Genomic DNA, 19769 nt, shown 5'->3' on the forward strand with positions numbered 1-19769 from the left:
CATTGCAAATGTATCTAAATATAGATGCGAATCATACTTCACCCACGGCGGTTTCCACGAAGATCGTGATGGCCGTCATATCCCAAGCCGGAAGGTTTCAAATGACTGGAAGAGTTCAGGGCAAAGTCGCATTCATCACGGGCGCTGCTCGCGGGCAAGGACGTAGCCACGCCGTACGTCTGGCCGAAGAGGGTGCAGACATCATCGCAATCGACATCTGCAGTCCTATGGATTCGGTCGACTATCCGTTGGCGACGCCCGATGATTTGGCAGAAACCGTGCGATTGGTTGAGGCCCTCGGCCAGCGCATCGTTGCCACTCAGGCCGACGTGCGTGATTTCAGCGCGGTGGAGGCGGCCGTCAACGATGGTGTTGCACAACTCGGACGACTGGATATCGTCGCCGCAAACTCCGGAATCTTCAGCGCTGCCCGTATGGAGAATCTCGAGGAAAATGCCTGGCGGGAAATCATCGACGTCAATCTCACAGGGGCGTGGCACACAGCCAAAGCCACGATCCCGCATCTCCGCGAGGCCGGCGGCGGCGCGATTGTCATTACCAGCTCGGTTGCAGGCCTGAGGGGCGCACAAAACGCCGGCGCATACGTTGCATCCAAACATGGCGTGGTCGGTCTGATGCGCAGCCTCGCCCTCGAACTTGCCCAGGATCACATTCGCGTCAACACCGTTCACCCGGCAATGGTTGACACACCGATCATTCAAAATCCCTACATGTACGAGGTATATGCGCCCGATTTGACCCCGGAGGAACGGACCAAGGAGACGATGGCCGACAGGTTCGGCATGTCACACGCGCTTCCGTTGTCGTGGTTGGAATCCGTGGACATCTCCAACGCCGTTCTGTTCCTTGCCTCAGATGAAGGGCGCTACGTCACGGGCGTCGCAATGCCGGTCGACGCTGGTTGCATGCTGAAATAACGCGACCAACCTCTTCACCATCAAGTAGCCGAACGCCGAAGTGAGTGCCGCAGAATGCGACAGATTTGCGGCACTCACTGGAGGAGAATCAGGAGGACTCGGTCGGCTGGAATCTACGAGTGCATCCTCCGACAAGAACCGCACGTCCAGCTCAACCACGGGGAGCGATGCTCCCCGCGACCTTTCCCTCACCAGGTAGTGACCACCGGAACATGCTCCGCGCCAACGGCTACCGGATGAGCCACGTGATCTGTCATTGCCTGCCCGTGTCCCCTGCCTGTGGCCGCGGGAAATTTCAGCACGCCATCATCAACCGGCGCGATATCCGGAGCAAGTACCGAAATCGCCTCGAGCAGTGCGTGCAATGCTTCGGGACGAAGCGTGTAGAAGTTGTTACGACCCTCTTTGCGGAGGTACATGAGACCAGCTTGTATAAGGATCTTCGTGTGGTATGAAATCGTGGGTTTGGATACGTTCAACGTGTGCTCGAGCGTGCTACAAGGCAACTCCGAGACGGCGCACAGCTGGCGAACGATGCTCCAACGAACCGGGTCACCGAGAGCGCGGAGAAGGTCCATCGGACCGACCTCAGCCAGTGAGCCAACTGACACACCCGCATCGGACATGGAATCGGTTCGATCTTGTGACCACTCCATTGCACCTTGCATGAGTCCATCATAAACCACAACATGTCGTTAACTATCAAACAGATAGCAATAGTGACAACGGTAACTCGACGCCGGCGACTGTTTCGCCTCAGTCAACCGTGTTGGCCGGACTATCTTCCACACGAGTGACTCTGCACATTCGCCGCGCGTGCTGTGACCACTCAGTCACCAGTGAATACCGGTCGACGGCGCTCTTGGCTGGCGGCGATCCCCTCATGCAAATCCGCCGTAGCCATCGTTACCGGTTGCGCCAGAGACTCCCAAGTCACGGCAGCCGCCAGACCTGCGCGCCCCTGCTCGAGTCCCATCTTGGTCAGCTTGGTCGGAATGGGTGCCGCCGAGGCAATTGTCCGCGCCACATCAATCGAATAGCTGAGTACATCGTCCTGCACGCCGGTTACCAAACCCAATCTGAGAGCCTCGTCGGCCAAGACGTCACGGCCCGTATAGAGCATCTCCCGCGCCCAGGCGTAGCCGATTACCTCAGGCAAAAGCGCTGTGATTCCCATGCCCCCGTGTGTGCCCAAAAAGTTGAAGGGGGTCTTGAACAGTGCATCGTTGCTCGCATAACGCAGATCGCAGGCTAGTGCAAGGCACACGCCGGCACCGACTGCTGGCCCATTGATCGCCGCGATCACCGGGAATGGCATCTCCCGGGGCGCCAGCCAAGAGCGGTAGAAGGGTGCCATCTTTCGCTGCAGCCGATCGGGGGTGCGTTCGCCCGAAGGAGCGTCGTCCAGCCAAGACAGGTCCGCCCCCGAGCAGAACGACGTACCACTCCCCGTCACCACCAACGCCCGTACATCACGATCATTCTCAATGGCGTCGAGCGCCTCGGTCCAGGACCAAGTCATCTCTTCTGTCATTGCGTTTCGCAGATGAGGCAAATTGAGGGTCAACAACCGAACGTGAGGGGCTGGCTCGCTCAGGAGCACAGCCTGCTGTGGATCCGATTGCGTCATCGGTTACTCCTAGTGCGTAGGTCGCGCGGGTCTCACGTGAACCTGAAAATATGAGGCATAGAGATGCGATTGTTCAGAAACTATCACACGATGGGACCGGCTTTGCCGTGGTCACGGATCGAAGAATCAGCTGCAGAACACAGCACCGGACAGGATGCTCGTACTAAATTCGCCGACGAGAGGGGCTTCGCCCCTGTGCGCCTTTTTGGTAGCGCCCACTACCAGAAAGGCGCACGGGGCTGCAGGCCCTACTTACCTCAGATTGCGTCGAATACCCTGGGGCCGAACAGGATTGATGCGTCTTCGAGGCCGGGGCCTTCGGCGATGTCGCCTAGGATGCGGCGCATGACCTTGCCGGATCGGGTCTTCGGGAGTTCGGAAGTTCGGGGACGATGGTGATCCGCCGGGGTTTGGCGATGGGTCTAATGTCGGTGGACACCTGAGCCTTGAGTTCGGAGATCAGGACGTCGCCGGTGTTTTCGACACCTTCCGCCACGACTCGAATCCCGCCGGCATCATTCGCCGGCGGGCGTCCTACGAGAGATCGTCAAGCTGGACCGTCATCGAGAGTCGGTCGAATGCTCGATGTCGGCAAGAAGAATCCGGTTCCGAACAGATAACTGAGTTGGATCCTCAATGCGGTTACAGGTCTGCGATGACCCTGCAGCGATCCGCCAGTGTGCGACGGGTGACCCCGATATCCAGACTCATGCGGTCATGTCCGTGAATTACACCAGGAAGAACCTGCAATTCACATGAGATTCCCACCTCGTACAGTCTGCGAGCGTACGAAATCGATTCATCCCTGAAGATGTCGAGTTCACCCACTTCGATATAGGTAGGAGGAAGACCCGAAAAGTCCTCGAGACGCGCGGGCGCGGCGATCGGCGAGACCCTGTCGCTGCCGAAGTCTGCTCCGAGCACCGCTCTCCAGGAGGTCCAGTTGTTATCATGGGTCCACGCGACGGCACCCTCGAGAATCGGGTCCGGTTCAGTGTTTCGGTCGTCCAGCATCGGGTAAATGAGAATTTGTTTCGAGACCGGAACGCCTCTGTCGCGAGCAAGAATCACAGTTCCTGCAGCGACACCGCCGCCGCCGCTATCGCCCATGACGGCAATGCGAGCTGGATCTACTCCGAGTTCATCGGCGTGGTCGACAAGCCATTGAAGACCGGTGAATCCGTCTTCCGCAAGTGAGGTGCCTGTCTGTTCGGGAGCGAGCCGGTAATCAACAAGCAGCAGTGGAACATTCGACTCCTGCACGTAGTAGCGAACGATTCCGTCGTAGTGGTCGGGTTTGCCGGAGATCATCCCTCCACCGTGCAAGTACACGACTGCTGGACGGTCGGTCGTCCCGGTATCGGTGCTGTAGAAATGCAATCCAATTTCTGAGCCGTCAGGCGTCGGGGCGAAGTGCGAACTTACGGAGACGCCAGTTGAGGGCGGAGAAGGAACGCCAGCCATCCCGGCTTCGAGGACGGCCCGAAGCCCTAACGCGTCGCCGCGCTCAGGGATTGTGATCCCGCCATTCGCCATGGCTTCGGAAGCGATAACAGCGCAGGCTGCTGCCAGTTCAGGATCCATCATGTTGATCGTTGACATCGTTGTCCTATCAAGCTCGTGTTGGGTTGGGATCAGCGCCCTCACCGAGACACTAACGGACAACTGTACGATTGTCACCACTAATGGACAGTTGTTTGATTACGGCAGTTTATGATCGAACTATGGAGCTCCAGCGCATCGACCTGCACAGCGGTGCGCGATTCTTGGATGCATGGAACCCGTAGCGCCCGTTGTCGTTACGAAGTCGACATCCATAATTCGGCACGACCCCGGCCGGCACGACAGCAAGAGGGCCACGAGTAGCGACAGCTGCAGCCCGTCGACCCAAGCCCCCCCGGAGCTGTTCCGCAGATTTGCGCCATCGACACATAATCCCGCCCTCCGAGTGGCGACTACCGGCAGCCACCCGGCAGCGATATCCTGAGAACATCGTCGACAAGGTGGCATACGTCACACCTGCTTCGATGACACGAAGAGGGTGAAGTGCACAGAAGCCGATGGCCGACCAGAAATCCGTTCGGGACGCGGGGTGACATGGTCCCCGACGTCAGCATTGAATTGAGTGCCGCGGGATTCGACAACGCCCGCGAGATCGAACGTGGCGATTTCAGTGTGGTCTATCGGTGCGATCAAACCTCGCTCAACCGCACCGTGACAGTCACCGTCATCCTCTCCGACCTGGACGTCGGCGACCGGAAGCGCTTCCTCCGGAAACAACAGGCAATGGGCCGACTCGCCGGACACCCCCACATTGTCACCGTCCTACAGGCCGGCGCCACCGAAAGCGGGCACCCGTTCCTCGTGACGCAAGACCAGTTGCGCAGTTCCCTCGATGCTCAACTCCGCCAGCACGGCCCACTGACTCTGGAAGACACATTGAGGTTAGGGGTAAAACTAGCCGGCGCACTCGAAGCCGCGCACCGACTCGGAATCGTGCACCGCGACGTGAAACCCGCGAACATCCTATTCACGGAATACGGCGAGCCTGCGCTCACCGACTTCGAGATCGCCTACATTGCAAGCAATCTCGAGACCACGACCGACGTCCTGACCGTGCCGTCCGCGTTCACTGCACCCGAAATCCTCACGGGCGAATCTCCAAGCCCCACCTCGGACATCTACGGTCTCGCTGCCACCTTGTACTGCGCTGTGACAGGTCATCCCGAATTCGAACGCCGCAGCGATCAGCCATTGTCCATCAAGATCACGACACAGCCCATTCCAGACCTACGCGATCAAGGCATCGCCGACGCCTTATGTGCGGTGATCGAACGCGCCACGTCCACAAATCCGGACGACAGACACCGAACGGCAGCCGCACTCGGCGAGGAGCTTCGCGATCTCTTACTGCGACACGACATCCCGGCCGACGACATAGCCGCGCATGGACAACCTGAACCACCCTCGGGACCGCGACGTCTTCGCCCGAACATCCACTCGCACACCTCCCACAACTCCAGTGGGACACTGCCACTCGACCTAACCAGCTTCGTCGGGCGCCGCAGCGAACTCTCAGAGTTGAAAGCCTTGCTGAGTTCATCGCGGCTGGTGACGTTGACAGGGATCGGCGGCGTCGGGAAAACACGGCTCGCGTTGCGGGCAGCGGCAAATGCGAAGTCGAACTTCGGAAACGGCGTCTGGCTCGTAGAACTCGGCGAACTGTCCGACGAGTCACTGCTAGTCGACGTAGTCGTGGCCGCGCTCGGGCTGCGGGACCAGTCGGCCCTGTCTCCGAACACTGTCCTCCTGGATTTCCTCGCCAACCGCGAGGTGCTGCTACTCCTCGACAACTGTGAACAGGTAGTCGACGCCGCGGCCTCCCTGTCAGAGACGCTGCTTCGGTCCTGCCCGGGCGTGCGCATTCTGGCGACGAGCCGAGAAGCGTTCGGGATCGGCGCTGAATCGGTCATGCGAGTTCCACCCCTCACAGTTCCTGATCCCAACTGTGAACCGTCGCTTCGCGGACTCCCCCGCTACGACGCGGTCACGTTGTTCGTCGAACGCGCAGCCACTGCTCTCCCCCACTTCGAGCTCACCGACGACAACCGCAGCGTCATCACACAGATCTGCAACCGATTGGACGGACTGCCCCTCCCGATCGAGTTGGCGGCGGCTCGGCTACGCGCCATGTCGCCAGAGCAGATCCTGCAGCGACTCGACGACCGGTACTCCCTGCTCACCCGCGGCAACCGGGGCGCGCCGTCGAGGCAGCGAACGCTTCGATTGTGCATCGACTGGAGCCACGACCTGTGCACGCCGCAAGAACAATTGGTGTGGGCACGGCTGTCGGTGTTCGCCGGCAGTGTCGGACTCGATGCTGCGGAAGCGGTCTGCAGCACAGGGATGAATCCTGACGACGTGCTCGACACATTGACTTCCCTGGTCGACAAGTCAATCCTCGTACGGGAGGAATCGAACGGTGCGGTTCGATTCCGACTGCTCGAAACCCTCCGTGACTACGGCCGGGAACAACTGCAGCGGCGCGATGAGTTTCTGGAACTCCGTCGCATGCATCGAGATTGGTATCAGCAGCTCGCGCTTGACGCCGAATCCGAGTGGATCAGCGCACGGCAGCTCGACTGGATCGCGCGACTCGAGCAAGAGCAGCCGAATTTCCGTGAGGCACTGGAATTCTGCATGTCCGACAGCCCGGACGCAGGGCTGCGCATCTCCGCCGCTCTCTTGCCGTTTTGGAGTTCGCGTGGGCCATTCAGTGAGGCGCGGCACTGGCTGGACCGACTCCTGGCGCGCCAGCCAGGGCAGGTGACGGTCGAACGAGCCATCGCGTTGTACTCCAGCAGCGTGCTGGCCGAGGTGCAGGGCGACATGGATGCGGGCGCCGACCTGGCCGAGGAAGGGCGCGGGCTCGCGGCACGGATCACCGACCCACGGACCCATGCCTTCATCGCACACTCCGACGGGATCTTGGCGGTGTTCAACGGTGACATCCCCCGGGCGTGCGCACGCCTGGAACGGGCCCTTGAATTGTTCGGGCCGGGAGACGACGCACCACAAATCGGCATTCTGCACATGCTCGGAATCGCGTATGAACAAGGGGGCGACATACGGAAGGCAATCGAATGCTACGAACGCGTGCTCGCTGTCACCGAGGCACGCGGAGAGTCCGTATACCGGTCATACGTACTGTGGTCCATGGCAGTTTTGATGTGGCGTCAGGGCGACCGTTCCCGGACAATACAGCTGCTCGAGCATTCTCTGCAGCTGTGCCGACAGGTGAAAGACCGCCTCATGGCCCCGACATGTTTCGAGGCGCTGGCCTGGATCGCGGCCAGTGAGAACGACCCACGTCGTGCCGTAATTCTGATGGCCGCGGGCGAGGAGCTGGTACGAGAAGTCGGCAGTGTCACGATCATGTTTCCCGCCCTCTTCGTCCACCATGAGGAATCCGATCGAGCATGCCACCAGGCACTTGGACAACGCGAATTCGACGCTGCCCATCGGAAGGGCCGGTCGCTGGGATTCGACGCCGCGATCGCGTATGCACTGCGTGAGGAACTCCCGGAGGCCCCGCCCGGTCATGCGTCGACGACTCCGACGAGACGAGAACAGGAAGTCGCGGAACTGGTGGCCGAGGGCATGACCAACAAGGAGATCGCCGACCGACTCGTGATCTCACCGCGAACCGCACAAGGACACGTCGAGCACCTGCTCACCAAACTCGGATTCACATCCCGCGCCCAGATCGCGGCGTGGGTGGTGGAGCAGACACAAAACGATCGGTAGCGACAAGTAGCTATGCGGACTCCACAGCAGGAAACACGATCCGGCTGCGCGCCACCGGCTTCGACCTCGGTGCCAGCCAGGGTTCAGACCCGCTGCTGCGCAACGCCCTACCCACCGCGGTTTGCGCTACGACCTCGAGGCAGACACCGGCCAAGGTAGGCTTCTTGGCATGGCGAAGCGAATTGCGGCCGGGAGGCCGGACAGCGCTCCCGCACCAATCGAACTGCTCGAAGGTGAATCGGCGAAGCTTCCAACCAAGTCCGCCCCAGCCGATGCTGCGCCACTCACGACAACGCCGAACCGGCCCGCCCGAGTCTCGTTGCGCGATGCGCAGCGAGCGGTAACGCGGACTCGGTTGATGGCCGGCGCTATGGATGTTTTTGCACATACGACGTACCCCGCGGCGACTGTTGACGAAATCGCGATCGCGGCGGGTGTCGGTCGGGCGACGTTCTATCTTCACTTTCGCAGCAAACTTGATCTCCTGCAGGCGATCATGACCGATGCGACACCCGAGATCTTGTCATACTTCGAGCGGGCCGATCCAGCGTTCGCCACCGGAGATACAGCGGCCGTCGAAGCCTGGGTCCGCGACGGATTGTCGTACTTCGAGAAGAATCGAACCTTGATGTTCGTACTCGATGAGGTCCTCGCGACCGAGAGAGCCGAGTACGCAACCTTGTTCAACACCCCGGTCGAGTTCAGCGACTGCATGCCGTTGCTCATGTCGAACTGGCCGTCCGAACGTCGATCCGAGGCGAGCGCACGAATCCGCCTGATGGCCTTGATGCTCAATCGGACATGGCTGTCCTCATCCGGACTAACCAACGACCAACTCGTGAAAATGCTCGCCGATATCTGTATGAAAGCTGTCTGTCCGCCTACCTCGCCGCCGGCCACGACCGCAGGTCACGAGGCTTGATTTTTTCCCAAGAATCCTAGAACTTCATTGCGAGATGCAGGCACAACCGGTTTCACCAACTTATCACCGGATGCGCACGAGCAATCCGCCTTGGTGGCGGCTTACGCCCTTCCCGTACTTATTTGTCGGTGCGACGATCGTCGACGCGACCCAGAGGCGGGGCATTAGGACTGACCGACGCTCACTGACTGATGTCCTTGTAGTCGACACCGACGACCGTCAGCTTGCAGCGGTGATACCTGAGCGTCCGCATCCTTCGTTGTGCGACTGCGCGCGGTGCATCGCCTCCGTCCGAGTCCCGTCAGCCCAATTGGTATGGGAACGAACCGCATCGGGGCGAAAGGTCCGCTCCATGCGAGCATTGCGATGAGATGCGAGAACGCATTGTCTTCTTGGTAGACAGGTCGTACAGTCTTTCTGACACGGCATGGTTGATCGGGCGTTGCCTTCATGGCGACCGCCCAGGAAGGGTGCGTCAAATGCCCAAGTCAAAAGCTCGTTCCACGCTCTCCCGCAGTAACGTCGCCATTCATCAGATGGTTAACACGGACGATTGCGTCGCTTCTGAAGGACGGCCACTTACCCAGTGCCTCAACAAGGTCCAGCGGTGGATCGCATGGTGAGCACCGACGAACCGAAAGTTCGGGTCGATCCAACCAACGCCGAGCTGACAGGCGAGGAGCTGGCGATCACGCAGGAACTCGTCCGCTCCGCTCGTGCCCGCGGCGTCGCGATGACCGGACCGCACGGGATACTGAAGGCGTTGACCAAGACGGTGATCGAGACCGCGTTGGACGAGGAGATGATCGAGCACCTCGGCTACAGCAAGCATGACCCCACCGGCCGCGACAGCGGAAACTCCCGCAACGGCACCCGCGTCAAGACGGTACTGACCGACAACGTCGGCCCCGTCAAAATCGACGTCCCGCGGGACCGCGACGGCACTTTCGACCCGGCCATCCTCAAGAAAGGCCAACGACGCCTAGGCGGGGTCGACACGATCGTGCTGTCGTTGGTCGCCAAGGGACTGACCGCCGGAGAGGTCTCTGCCCACTTCGAGGAGATCTACGGTGCGTCGCTGTCGAAGGACACCATCTCCAAGATTACCGACCGGGGCCTTATCGAGATGGCCGACTGGGCCGCCCGTCCCCTCGAGAAGGTCTACGCCGCGGTGTTCATCGACGCGGTCTACGTCAAAGTCCGCGATGGGCAGGTCACCAACCAGCCCTTCTATGCTGCGATCGGTGTCGACCTGGCCGGACACAAAGACGTCCTCGGCCTGTGGGCGGGTACCGGAGCTGGGGAATCAGCGCAGTTCTGGATGCAGGTTCTGACCGAACTGAAGAACCGCTGCATCGAGGACGTGTTCTTCATTGTCTGTGACAGCCTCAAGGGACTCCCGGACTCGGTCGGAGCGGTCTTCCCCCAAACAACAATCCAGACGTGTGTGATCCATCTGATCCGGAACACGTTCAAACACGCCTCGAAAAAGTTCTGGGGTGAGATCGCCGAGGACCTCAAGCCGATCTACCGGGCCCCGTCGCGGGAGTCCGCGTGGGCGGCGTTCGAGAAGTTCGAGGACAAGTGGGGCAAGGCCTACCCAGCGATTGGCCAACGGTGGCGCAACGCTTGGGAACAGTTCGTGCCGTTTCTAGATTTCGACGTCGAGATCCGAACAGTGCTGTGCAGCACCAACGCGATCGAGAGCTTGAACGCGCGTTATCGGCGTGCGGTCACCGTCCACGGACACTTCCCGACGGAGCAGGCCGCGCTGAAGTTCCTGTATCTGGTCACCAGGTCACTGGACCCTAAGGGAACTGGTCAACAACGATGGACCATGCGCTGGCAGCCGGCGCTAACCGCGTTCGCGATCACGTTCGGTGACCGCATGCCCATCACAGCTCGCCAACAGCAGATCCAATCCGAAGAACCCGAAATACGACCTGCCAATTACCCCATTTCTCGGACAGACCCAAGGTGCCAGGCTCGAAGTAGCTACCTGCATCCAGAAGGGGCACAAATACGGCGCTAACTCGTCGTGGCGGCGCACGAGGAGCGGTCCCGCCGTGCCGAGTGGGGACTATTGCAGCCGAGTTCGTCGCACTGGTGTTGGGTGACGTCGAGTAGAACGACACGGATGCCCGGACTGCCTCACTCACGAAAAATGTTGTCGCTGGTGGCCATACGATCCTGGTAGCGAGGTTGTAGACACATATCCAGCTCGGACATGTTGTCCCACGGCTGACGGTTCACGCTTCGACAACTCCGCCGCGTGGCCGCTCCTCGCGACGCCGGCACAGATCTCCCCGTCCAAATCAAGCCGCTTTCACCAGCCGACGCGGCATGAGATTAGAAGCGCCACTTGCACTTTTGCGCACAGACCGACGTCAAGCCCCCGGGAGCTTCCGGGCGTGCGCTATCCATGTTCTGCCGTGACGCTTCATCATCCGATAGCCGCTAGTTACCACCGAATCACCCGGCGGTGAAAATCTCCCGCGGGTTATCCACAAGCATTGTCTCGATGTCTCGAGGCGCGACGCCCGCGTTCAGCAATGCGGGGACGACGTCGTCCACGATGTGTTGGAACTGCCAGTTGGGCCAGTTTTTTGCACGGTAGTCGTCAGGAACGTTCTGGGTGTGACATGAAGTGTCGTGGGACAACACCATTCGCGATGCGTATCCGCGCCGTACTAATGCTGCGACGGTGGCCACTCGTTTCTCGAACGTCATGATGCCGTCGAGGCCGAATCTGTCCATACCGAGGTAGGAACCCGCATCAATCAAGCGCTGCAGGTAATCCAGATCGTCAGTGTCCCCACTGTGGCCGATGACCACAGCACCCAGATCTACTCCTTCTTCCGCGAAGATCTTCTGCTGATCCAGGCCGCGCTCGGCCAATGCATCGGTATGCGTGGAAATCGGAACGCCGGTGATGAGATGTGCACGGGCGACGGCGCGCAAGATTCTTTCGATATCGGGAGTTACACCAGGAGCATCGGTCACGCACTTGAGGATTCCCGCTCTGATCCCTGTTCCCGCGATGCCCTCCGTGATGTCCTTCACGAACATTCCAACCAGAGGCTCCTCACCCCCGAACATCCTGCCAGGCCCCCGCACACGAAGGTAGGTAGGCAGATCGGCAAAGGTATAGAACCCTGTCGCGGCGATGATCGTCACCGGCGACTTCTCTGCTACGGCCCGCACCCGTCGGATATCCCTACCCAAACCCAGCACAGTCAAGTCGACGATCGTGTCGATACCGGCGCTTTTCAGCGCGACAAGCTTATTGACCGCGTCCGCCGTGCGTTCGTCGTCGTCCCAGGTCTCGGGGTAGTTGACCTGATACTCGTGGTTTATCACGAACACGTGCTCGTGCATGAGCACCCGCCCGAGTTGCCGGCAGTCGACCTCTCCGGTCACGGTCTGAACTTTTGCCATCGGTGTGAATTCCTCCATACGCGCGAGCTGTGGAATCTATCTACAAGTGGTCAAATCTCTACGGCTTCAAGCCATCCGCGGGGCCGGCCTCGGACCGCCACCCAAAATCTCGCGATCGAACCGGGGCCGATTTGCGACCCCGGTTCGATTGCGCAGAGTCAGAGTTGCGGGCGCACTTTCTCGGCGAACGTAGTCATCGACTGGAGAACCTGCTCCTGCGGCTGGCTCCCGCCGCCGTCGAACCAGAGCACCAGACCTCCGAGGCCCGTGTAGCTGTGGAAAGATGCCACTTCCTCCGCGACGTCATCTGGCGACCCCAGAATGAGCATCTTGCGTTCGACGTATTGCTCGAAAGTGAGATCCTCGATGCTGAGGCCAACCTTGGCACGGTTCTTCTTCTCCCCAACGAACCACATATAGCCCTCGCGGAATTCGCGTCTGGCCTGCTCGGCGGTATCGGCGACATGGGTTGCTTTGAACTGTGAACTGCGAGAGAGGTTTTCATCGATCGCGTCGAACGAGTGTCCTGCCGCACGTGCCTCCTCGCGGTAGACCTCGACCAACGACTTCACCTGGTCACGGGTCGCACCGCCGAGCACGAACGCGAAACCTTGGCGTGCGGCCGACCGAAGTGACTCCTCGGTCGAACTGACCATGACATAGGTCGGCGGAATAGGCTTTTGGAACACCTCCGGGAAAAGTTCGACTTCGTCGATCGTTTCACCGACACCGGGCACCTGGTAGTACTTGCCCTGGAAATTGACCTTCCCGGTCCGCCATGCCTGCATGACGATTTCGAGGACCTCGTTGTAGCGCTCCTCACGCTCGGTCAGGTCTATGTTGTAGGCCTGGAACTCGACCGGATCATAACCCTTGCCGATGCCGAAGTTCAGCCGGCCACTACTCAACTGGTCAATGTAGGCGTAGTCCTCAGCCAGGCGCAGCGGGTGGTGCATCGGCAACCGTGAGACCGCGGATCCGACACGAATCCGTGTCGTGGCGGCCGCAGCCGCGGCCAGCAACAGTTGCGCCGAAGCCGTGATTCCGAACTTGCGACCGTTGTGCTCGGCCACCCAGGCATCTTCGAAGCCGAGCTTGTCGGCATGTTTGATCTGCTCGAGCGCTTTGTTCACCGCTACGTTGTGGCTGTGCCACGGCGGAACGGTGGACAAAGCGAAGACTCCATAACGGGGAGTAGATGCAGAACTCATTGCGTTCCAATCCGAAGTAGTTGGTGTCCATTTCGACCTATCCCAAGGCCTGCGTCATGAACGATGTAATGACAAATCCAGGTATGTGTTCGTGCGTTAACTGACATCGGTCAGGTACCAGTTACTTCTTGTACAGGCGATATCCGGCGAAGTTGCGCGCTTTTCGCCGCGTGTGCACCAGCGCGGCGGCCCGAGTAAACACCATCGGCAAGTGACAGACCGCTGACATAGCTGTGGGAGCAAATTCCGATTGCACACCGGCCGACGGCATAAATCCCTGAGATGGGCTGGTCCGCACTGTTAAGGACATGGCCCGAGGACTCGTCCACCCTGAGACCGCCGAGCGTGAATACCGTGGCTGGATACAGCGACGAATTCTTGATGGAAATCTTGACCGCCCTGAACGGACCTTGTTCGATCGCCGTGCATAACCCGGCCGCCTTGTGGCCCGGATCGCCGCTCGTACTTGCGATTCCGTCGTTATAGGCGCGCACTGTCTGAACAAGACCAGCCGGCGGGACGCCAATCTTGGCGGCAAGAGCATCCAAGGTGTCTGCCTTCTTGTGCCCTGCGGTGAACAAATACATCGTTTGCGGAAATTGGAAGGCTTGCCGACACTGCTTGCGGACCTGCCCGCGAGCCTTCTTCCAGCTCTTGGCATCAAGAATAAGAAAGCCCTGCCCTTGATGCTCGGTGATCATGACCTCGGCCAAACGCGCGCCATACACGTCCTCATTGATGATTCGTGCACCCGTCGGGCCCACGGTCACACCCTCGAGGAAGGCGCTCGGCGGTGACAGGAACCGCCAGGCCGCCAGCCGATCGAGATTGGTGGCTACACCACCGGCTGATATCCCGAGGTTGATTCCGGTACCGTCGTCGCCCACCGTGCCCAAGGGAAGCAGGCCCGGGTCTTGGAAGGGACCGGCGTGCTTGGCCATCATCTCGGAATTGAGTACGAATCCGCCGGCAGCCAGGATCACAGCATTGGCTCGGACGCTGACTTCAACGGCGTTCTTCTCCCAGAGTTTCTCGGCCTTGGCGTTGAGTCGGGCCCCGATAGGCGGAATCCAGTTCCCCAGTTTTCCGCCGACCTTGCTCAGCTTCCGGTGGCTGTCGCCACCATCGTCGTCAGGATTCATACTCCGATAAACCACACCGACAACCGCACCATCTTCGATGATGAGCTCGCTGACACGACTCAACGGCTTGAACTCAACGCCCTTGGCAATGGCAGACTGGCACAAGCTCATGGTGAGCGTGTGCCCACTTTTTACGCCCTTTGCAACCTGCCGGTGCCCGCGGGCGGCCGGTACTGCCTCGAGGTTGTAGGGCCACGCTGTTTCGTTACCCGAGTAGTACAGGTAGTGCGTGTCGGCCGTGTAGGACGCCTTGTACGGCGACAACGTTCCTTGGAACTGCGCACCTTGCTGTTCCAGCCAATCAACCATGGCCGGACTCGTCTCGCAGAAATGGCGGAGTGTCTCATCTGAGACCACACCGTTCGCTTCCTGACGAAGGTAGTTGAACATGTTCTGCGGGCTGTCTTGCACACCGGCTGCCTGCTGATACCGCGTTCCGCCGCCTGCGTAGATCACACCGCCCGAGAGCGCAGCGGCTCCCCCGCCGTAACCGCGATCGAGTACGAGAACCCTCGCACCGGAATCGGCGGCCTCGATGGCTGCCGACGCTCCCGCCACACCGAAGCCCACAATCACAACGTCGTAATCGTTTTGCGGCTTCACAGTGACATTACTTTTGACCATGAGACTCCTTCTGATAACAGATGAATAAATCAAAAGCGCCGAAAACTGAACAAAGGACCAACTCGGTACAGGACCGCACCACAGCTCCGCACTCATGAAATCGACGTTTCATCAAGATTCAGGAACTGATCGGTCATGTCAAGGGTCTAGACCGCCATCCTGAAAGACAACCCCAAGTTTCAGAAAAATGGTGTAAGTGGATCGAGGGAGTGTCATAAAAATGGTGTAAACGAATTTAGGTGGTGTCAGAAAAATGGTGTAACTTCTGCCATCAGGCCACTGATCATTGTGAGCTCTATCCGGCCCTGCAACGGCCCCTGAACGGTTCTGTAACAACCACCTGAATAAAGTCACTCAAAGGGCAACTGATATCGTTTCCGTCGATGCTGCAAGCTTCCCATGATGGCCGGAAAAGAATTTCGACGCACCTTTAGATGGGAGGCAACTTGGTCAATTCTCTACGGTTTTTCACGAACTGACCTACCGAAGTTTTCGAGCATCCGCGAGATCACGACGTGGTGGTTTCCTCCCACATAGGCCTTGCGGTCTAGTGCGCGCCCGAATCCAACCCGGACGAATTCAACCATGACCAGCAGGAAAGGAGCGCTCGGTGGACAGCACCGCCTTAAGCAGCCGAGGATCGGCACTATCGAATCAGGCTTGAGATCATTCTTACGGCGCGGGTTATCGAAACTCAGTTCGGTGATTCCTTCTTTACGTAAAACTGAAGTACGGCACATGCGTGACATTTTCCCGAGACTTCATATCCTGATTCAATTCTTTTACGATCAGCGAATCAAGCTTCGTTTAGACACGGTTAAGTCTGTCGATTTACCGCCACTAAAGAGCCTGCACAAGGACAGAATGCCATCAAGTGGATACCGAGCCGATCTTCACGCCGGCGCCAGCCCTGCAGTCGCGAATACTTCGGATACCAGAATCGAATTCTAGGTTACTCCGGGAAATGTTCTTTCCGCTCGCGACAACGCGATTCTTGACGAATCGGGTTCACGCATGGACCCACTTCTAGACAGACCAATTCGGAAACGATGAAACCAGGCAATATCGTCAAAGCTGACAAGCGCAGAGATCTACCGGATCAATCGTCCGTCTAATTCTAATTCGTATCCAGGTTTCGGTGCCGCATGGCATTCGCGCGGTAACGCCTACTCTGGACGAGAATTTCTGGCTCAGGACATGAACTCGAGGCTTCGCCGTGGGTGAAACACCGGCACCGTCGCCAATGAGACGAACGCGAGCCCCAGCAGAACTACATATCCGGCGGTGAAGCTTCCCGTGAACTGCCTCAACACGCCGAGCATCGCCGGTCCCGTCGCGCCGACGAGGTAGGCGACGAGCATGACCATGGCGCCGAGCCGCGCAGCGTCCGCCTGCGTGTGCGTCACGTCCACGAGTGCAACCATCGCCAGTGTCGAACTACCGCCGGCGCCAAACCCGAACATGACCATTGCAGGTACAGCGAGCTCCAGTGGCGCGAGGACAAGGCACAGCATGCCGGCAGCTGACAAGGCTACGACGAGCGCAAGTAGCGGTCGCCGGTCGGACGTGTAATCGGCGAGCACCGGCAGTGCCAGCATCGCCAAGAGCCCTGCGAGTTGGAAAATCACGAAGTAGCCGGCCGCCTGCTGCTGTGAGCCGCCCAGATGGATGTAGAGCGGCGAAACCCAGGCCAGCCCGCTGAAACCGATCATCATCGCCGAAGCGGTGAACCAGGTGATCCACCAGGCGGTCGGTGCGCGCCATGGCAGTCGATGATCGACGACTGGACCTGCCGGCCGGACCGCGTGAAGCCTCCGCGCTGTGCCTGCCCAGACCAGCAAAGTCACCGCAGCGACTGCGCCCCAAAGGGCGAGCGCTTGCCGCCAGCCGCCCAGCCACTCATCGGTGGGCACGGCAATCCATGCTGCGAGCGCCACGCCCACCGAGGTACCGACCGAATACAGACCCAACGCGAACCCACGCCTCCGCGCAACGTGAGTCATGATCAGGCTCGGGACCAAAGCGGAGGCTCCGCCCATTCCAGCCCCGACCACCATGCAAGAGACGAGGAACAGTGGCAGACCCACTGGGATAACGCGGGCTAGACAACCGATCGACAACACACCGAGCATTACGGTCATCGCGTTGTTCACTCCGATGCGAGCGGCGACCTTCTGCCCCATCGGCGCGCCAATCCCCATGAAGGCCACGGCAACTGACGTCAGTAACCCTTGGGCGAGGCCGGACAGGTGTAGGTCACGCGTCATGTCTTGGAGCAGCGGCGGTATCGAGCCGAGCGAGGCACGCAAGTTCAGCCCTATTACGGCCATCAACGCAATAATCGCCCACGCCGGGACCGTGGCCTGTTGTGCGCGAGCCGTGACCGCGGAGCCGGTCACTGGGCTTCGCTGACGAAGTGCAGCAGGGCCGTAACGGGCTGGTCGGCAACTTCACACCGTGAGAAGTCCAGTCGTCCGTGCAGGGCGACACCGACAATCTCAGCAACACCGGCCACTGACGGTATTTCAGCTTGGCCGTTGTGCAAGCGCCTAATGATGACTGCCTCCTATCAAGCTGATTTCGGTAAATTCCGAGGGCACATGCCGACGTGGGGGCAAGACCTACTCAATGTTCCACTTCTTGGAGATTTCATTCGTTCAGGCTGGCAGCGAGATCGTGAAGGGCGCACCAGTGCGCTCGCGGAGGTAGTCGAGTGTGACGCCCGGCGCCAACTCTCGGAGGGCGAGCCCATGTTCTGTGACATCGAAAACACAGAGGTCGGTGATGATCCGGTCGACCACACCCAAGCCGGTTATCGGCAATGTGCATGAATCGACAACCTTGAAACTGCCGTCTCTGGCGATGTGCTCCATAAGCACGATGACTGTCCGGGCTCCGCCCACCAGATCCATCGCGCCACCCATACCCTTGACCATCTTTCCCGGAATCATCCAGTTGGCGATGTCACCGGTGGTCGAGACCTGCATTGCCCCGAGAATCGCTGCATCAATTTTTCCGCCTCGGATCATGCCGAAACTCGCAGCCGAATCGAAGATCGATGCGCCCCGGCGAAGTGTGACGGTGGCTTTGCCGGCATCGACCAGGTCAGGGTCTGTATCGCCGACGTACGGTGCTGGTCCGGTGCCAAGCACTCCGTTCTCTGATTGCAGCACAATCTCGACGTCATCGGGAACATGGGCTGGAACCAAAGTCGGCAATCCGATGCCGAGGTTGACATAGTTGCCATCCGACAGTTCCTGCGCAGCTCGGGCGGCCATCTGATCACGACTTAGACCAATGCGTAGTTGACCGTATTCATCACTGCGACTAGATGATTCAACTTCTACCGAACCACTCGTTACTCGATTGCGAGTAACCAGTTTTTCAATCCGCTTGTCAGCTGCTTGTGCCGGAGTCATCGCGAGCACGCGATGCACGTAGATGCCGGGTAGGTGAATCTCGTCGGGGTCGAGCTCGCCAGGCTCAACGAGTTCTTCGACCTCGGCAATCGAGATCCTGGCGGCCATGGCCGCCAGCGGATTAAAGTTTCGGGCCGACCTATGGAATACCAGGTTCCCGTGCCGATCGCCCTTCCACGCCCGCACCAGTCCGAAGTCGCACGTAATTGCCTCTTCGAGCACGAAAGTGCGTCGCTGACCGTTGAAGTCGAATTGCTCCGTCCCCTTCGGCGGGCTCTGCTCGAGCACCTCACCGTCCGGGCCGAACAACCAGGGCAAACCCCCTTCAGCGACCTGGCTGCCCACGCCGGTCGCGGTATAGAACGCAGGAATCCCGGCACCGCCGGCGCGCAACTTCTCAGCCAATGTCCCCTGTGGGACAAGCTCCACCTCGAGTTCACCGCCCAAGAACTGCCGCTCGAACTCCTTGTTTTCACCGACGTAGGAGGACACCATTCGCTTGATCCGCCGCTCGCGAAGCAGCAACCCGAGCCCCCAGTCGTCGACCCCGCAGTTATTCGACACGGTCACAAGATCGCGGACGCCCTTTTCCAAGAGACCTGCGATCAGCAGACTCGGAATGCCGCACAGGCCGAAGCCGCCCACCGATAACTTGGCTCCATCGTCTATTCCGTCGAGCGCTTCGGCGAAAGTGCCGACAACCTTGTCCATTCACAATCTCCCTACATTCGATAGCACAGTCGTTCTGGCGCAGTACCCTTCACGGCGCGCAGCCAGATGACCAATCGATGCGAGCTCACACAGCCGACTAACGCCGCCACTGCGCCGGCTGGCGTGATGCGACGCTGCGACCACATCCGTTGTGGCGGTGAATGTTCCAGTGTCGCATTCACCGCCACACAGGGCCGCTAGGTCAGCTCTCCAACCACAGTGCCGACTGCATATGTTTCGTCTGCCTCTGCCTTGATCTTCAAGACACCGTCGACAGGTGCCTCGATCTCGGTCTCGATCTTGTCTGTTTCGAGGAGGTAGATGCCCTCGCCCGCACTGACTGTCGCCCCGTCTGCCACAAGCCATTCGGATAGCGTGCCCTCAACCATCGTGACCCCCAACTTGGGAATGCTCAGTTCCATCGTTC

At 59.6% G+C, this 19769-nt stretch carries 12 protein-coding genes and 2 pseudogenes; 4 read left to right on the top strand and 10 right to left on the bottom strand.

Translation table 11 applies throughout. From position 1 onward, the window contains the following. The first annotated feature begins 101 nt into the window (after positions 1-101). Positions 102-938 carry a mycofactocin-coupled SDR family oxidoreductase gene (locus AC1DWA_RS12900; protein ID WP_095887225.1) on the top strand — a complete coding sequence of 279 codons (837 nt, stop codon included), beginning with the start codon at positions 102-104 and terminating at the stop codon, positions 936-938. A gap of 188 nt (positions 939-1126) precedes the next feature. On the opposite strand, the gene AC1DWA_RS12905 is transcribed toward AC1DWA_RS12900, so the two are convergent. From AC1DWA_RS12905 to AC1DWA_RS12920, 4 genes and pseudogenes are all read right to left on the bottom strand, one after another. Next, positions 1127-1594 carry an ArsR/SmtB family transcription factor gene (locus AC1DWA_RS12905; RefSeq protein WP_179300771.1) on the bottom strand — a complete coding sequence of 156 codons (468 nt, stop codon included), beginning with the start codon at positions 1592-1594 and terminating at the stop codon, positions 1127-1129. Positions 1595-1767: 173 nt separating this feature from the next. Continuing rightward, entirely contained in the window at positions 1768-2568 is an 801-nt protein-coding gene (locus AC1DWA_RS12910) for an enoyl-CoA hydratase/isomerase family protein (protein ID WP_095887227.1), read from the bottom strand. Positions 2569-2825: 257 nt separating this feature from the next. Then, a pseudogene (locus AC1DWA_RS12915) lies at positions 2826-3058 on the bottom strand (AMP-binding enzyme); the annotation flags it as partial. A 152-nt stretch (positions 3059-3210) separates the two neighbouring features. Next, positions 3211-4170: an alpha/beta hydrolase gene (locus AC1DWA_RS12920; RefSeq protein ID WP_415394801.1), complete on the bottom strand. Its 960-nt coding sequence runs from the start codon at positions 4168-4170 to the stop codon at positions 3211-3213. A gap of 444 nt (positions 4171-4614) precedes the next feature. On the opposite strand from AC1DWA_RS12920, the gene AC1DWA_RS12925 reads away from it, so the two are divergent. From AC1DWA_RS12925 to AC1DWA_RS12935, 3 genes and pseudogenes are all read left to right on the top strand, one after another. Next, on the top strand, positions 4615-7875 hold the full coding sequence (locus AC1DWA_RS12925) for a protein kinase domain-containing protein (protein WP_477916695.1): 3261 nt from the start codon (positions 4615-4617) through the stop codon (positions 7873-7875). 169 nt (positions 7876-8044) lie between these two features. Further along, positions 8045-8797, top strand: coding sequence for a TetR/AcrR family transcriptional regulator (locus tag AC1DWA_RS12930; protein ID WP_095887230.1), 753 nt, complete (start codon positions 8045-8047; stop codon positions 8795-8797). Positions 8798-9413: 616 nt separating this feature from the next. Beyond that, a pseudogene (locus tag AC1DWA_RS12935) lies at positions 9414-10691 on the top strand (IS256 family transposase); the annotation flags it as partial. 578 nt (positions 10692-11269) lie between these two features. Here the strand turns inward: AC1DWA_RS12935 and AC1DWA_RS12940 are convergent. From AC1DWA_RS12940 to AC1DWA_RS12965, 6 genes are all read right to left on the bottom strand, one after another. Continuing rightward, positions 11270-12235 (bottom strand): phosphotriesterase family protein, encoded by a 966-nt coding sequence (locus AC1DWA_RS12940; RefSeq protein WP_415394803.1) that lies wholly within the window; start codon positions 12233-12235, stop codon positions 11270-11272. 158 nt (positions 12236-12393) lie between these two features. Then, positions 12394-13446, bottom strand: coding sequence for an LLM class flavin-dependent oxidoreductase (locus AC1DWA_RS12945; RefSeq protein ID WP_287161663.1), 1053 nt, complete (start codon positions 13444-13446; stop codon positions 12394-12396). Positions 13447-13556: 110 nt separating this feature from the next. Continuing rightward, on the bottom strand, positions 13557-15308 hold the full coding sequence (locus tag AC1DWA_RS12950) for an FAD-binding protein (protein WP_477846395.1): 1752 nt from the start codon (positions 15306-15308) through the stop codon (positions 13557-13559). Positions 15309-16402: 1094 nt separating this feature from the next. Then, complete coding sequence (locus AC1DWA_RS12955; protein ID WP_287161669.1) at positions 16403-17611, bottom strand: MFS transporter; 1209 nt, start codon at positions 17609-17611, stop codon at positions 16403-16405. A 258-nt stretch (positions 17612-17869) separates the two neighbouring features. Beyond that, a complete protein-coding gene (locus tag AC1DWA_RS12960) occupies positions 17870-19342 on the bottom strand; it encodes a 3-oxoacid CoA-transferase subunit B (protein ID WP_095887234.1) in 1473 nt (490 codons plus the stop codon). A 197-nt stretch (positions 19343-19539) separates the two neighbouring features. Beyond that, complete coding sequence (locus AC1DWA_RS12965) at positions 19540-19764, bottom strand: lipoyl domain-containing protein (RefSeq protein ID WP_095887235.1); 225 nt, start codon at positions 19762-19764, stop codon at positions 19540-19542. Positions 19765-19769 lie beyond the last annotated feature (5 nt).

The sequence above is a fragment of the Rhodococcus sp. P4_F3_2 genome, from assembly GCF_056401335.1.

Coding starts and splice junctions, on each gene's coding strand:
- AC1DWA_RS12900 (WP_095887225.1), top strand. CDS start 102: ATGACTGGAAGAGTTCAGGGCAAAGTCGCATTCATCACGGGCGCTGCT.
- AC1DWA_RS12905 (WP_179300771.1), bottom strand. CDS start 1,594: ATGGAGTGGTCACAAGATCGAACCGATTCCATGTCCGATGCGGGTGTG.
- AC1DWA_RS12910 (WP_095887227.1), bottom strand. CDS start 2,568: ATGACGCAATCGGATCCACAGCAGGCTGTGCTCCTGAGCGAGCCAGCC.
- AC1DWA_RS12920 (WP_415394801.1), bottom strand. CDS start 4,170: ATGTCAACGATCAACATGATGGATCCTGAACTGGCAGCAGCCTGCGCT.
- AC1DWA_RS12930 (WP_095887230.1), top strand. CDS start 8,045: ATGGCGAAGCGAATTGCGGCCGGGAGGCCGGACAGCGCTCCCGCACCA.
- AC1DWA_RS12940 (WP_415394803.1), bottom strand. CDS start 12,235: ATGGCAAAAGTTCAGACCGTGACCGGAGAGGTCGACTGCCGGCAACTC.
- AC1DWA_RS12945 (WP_287161663.1), bottom strand. CDS start 13,446: ATGAGTTCTGCATCTACTCCCCGTTATGGAGTCTTCGCTTTGTCCACC.
- AC1DWA_RS12950 (WP_477846395.1), bottom strand. CDS start 15,308: ATGAGTGCGGAGCTGTGGTGCGGTCCTGTACCGAGTTGGTCCTTTGTT.
- AC1DWA_RS12960 (WP_095887234.1), bottom strand. CDS start 19,342: ATGGACAAGGTTGTCGGCACTTTCGCCGAAGCGCTCGACGGAATAGAC.
- AC1DWA_RS12965 (WP_095887235.1), bottom strand. CDS start 19,764: ATGGAACTGAGCATTCCCAAGTTGGGGGTCACGATGGTTGAGGGCACG.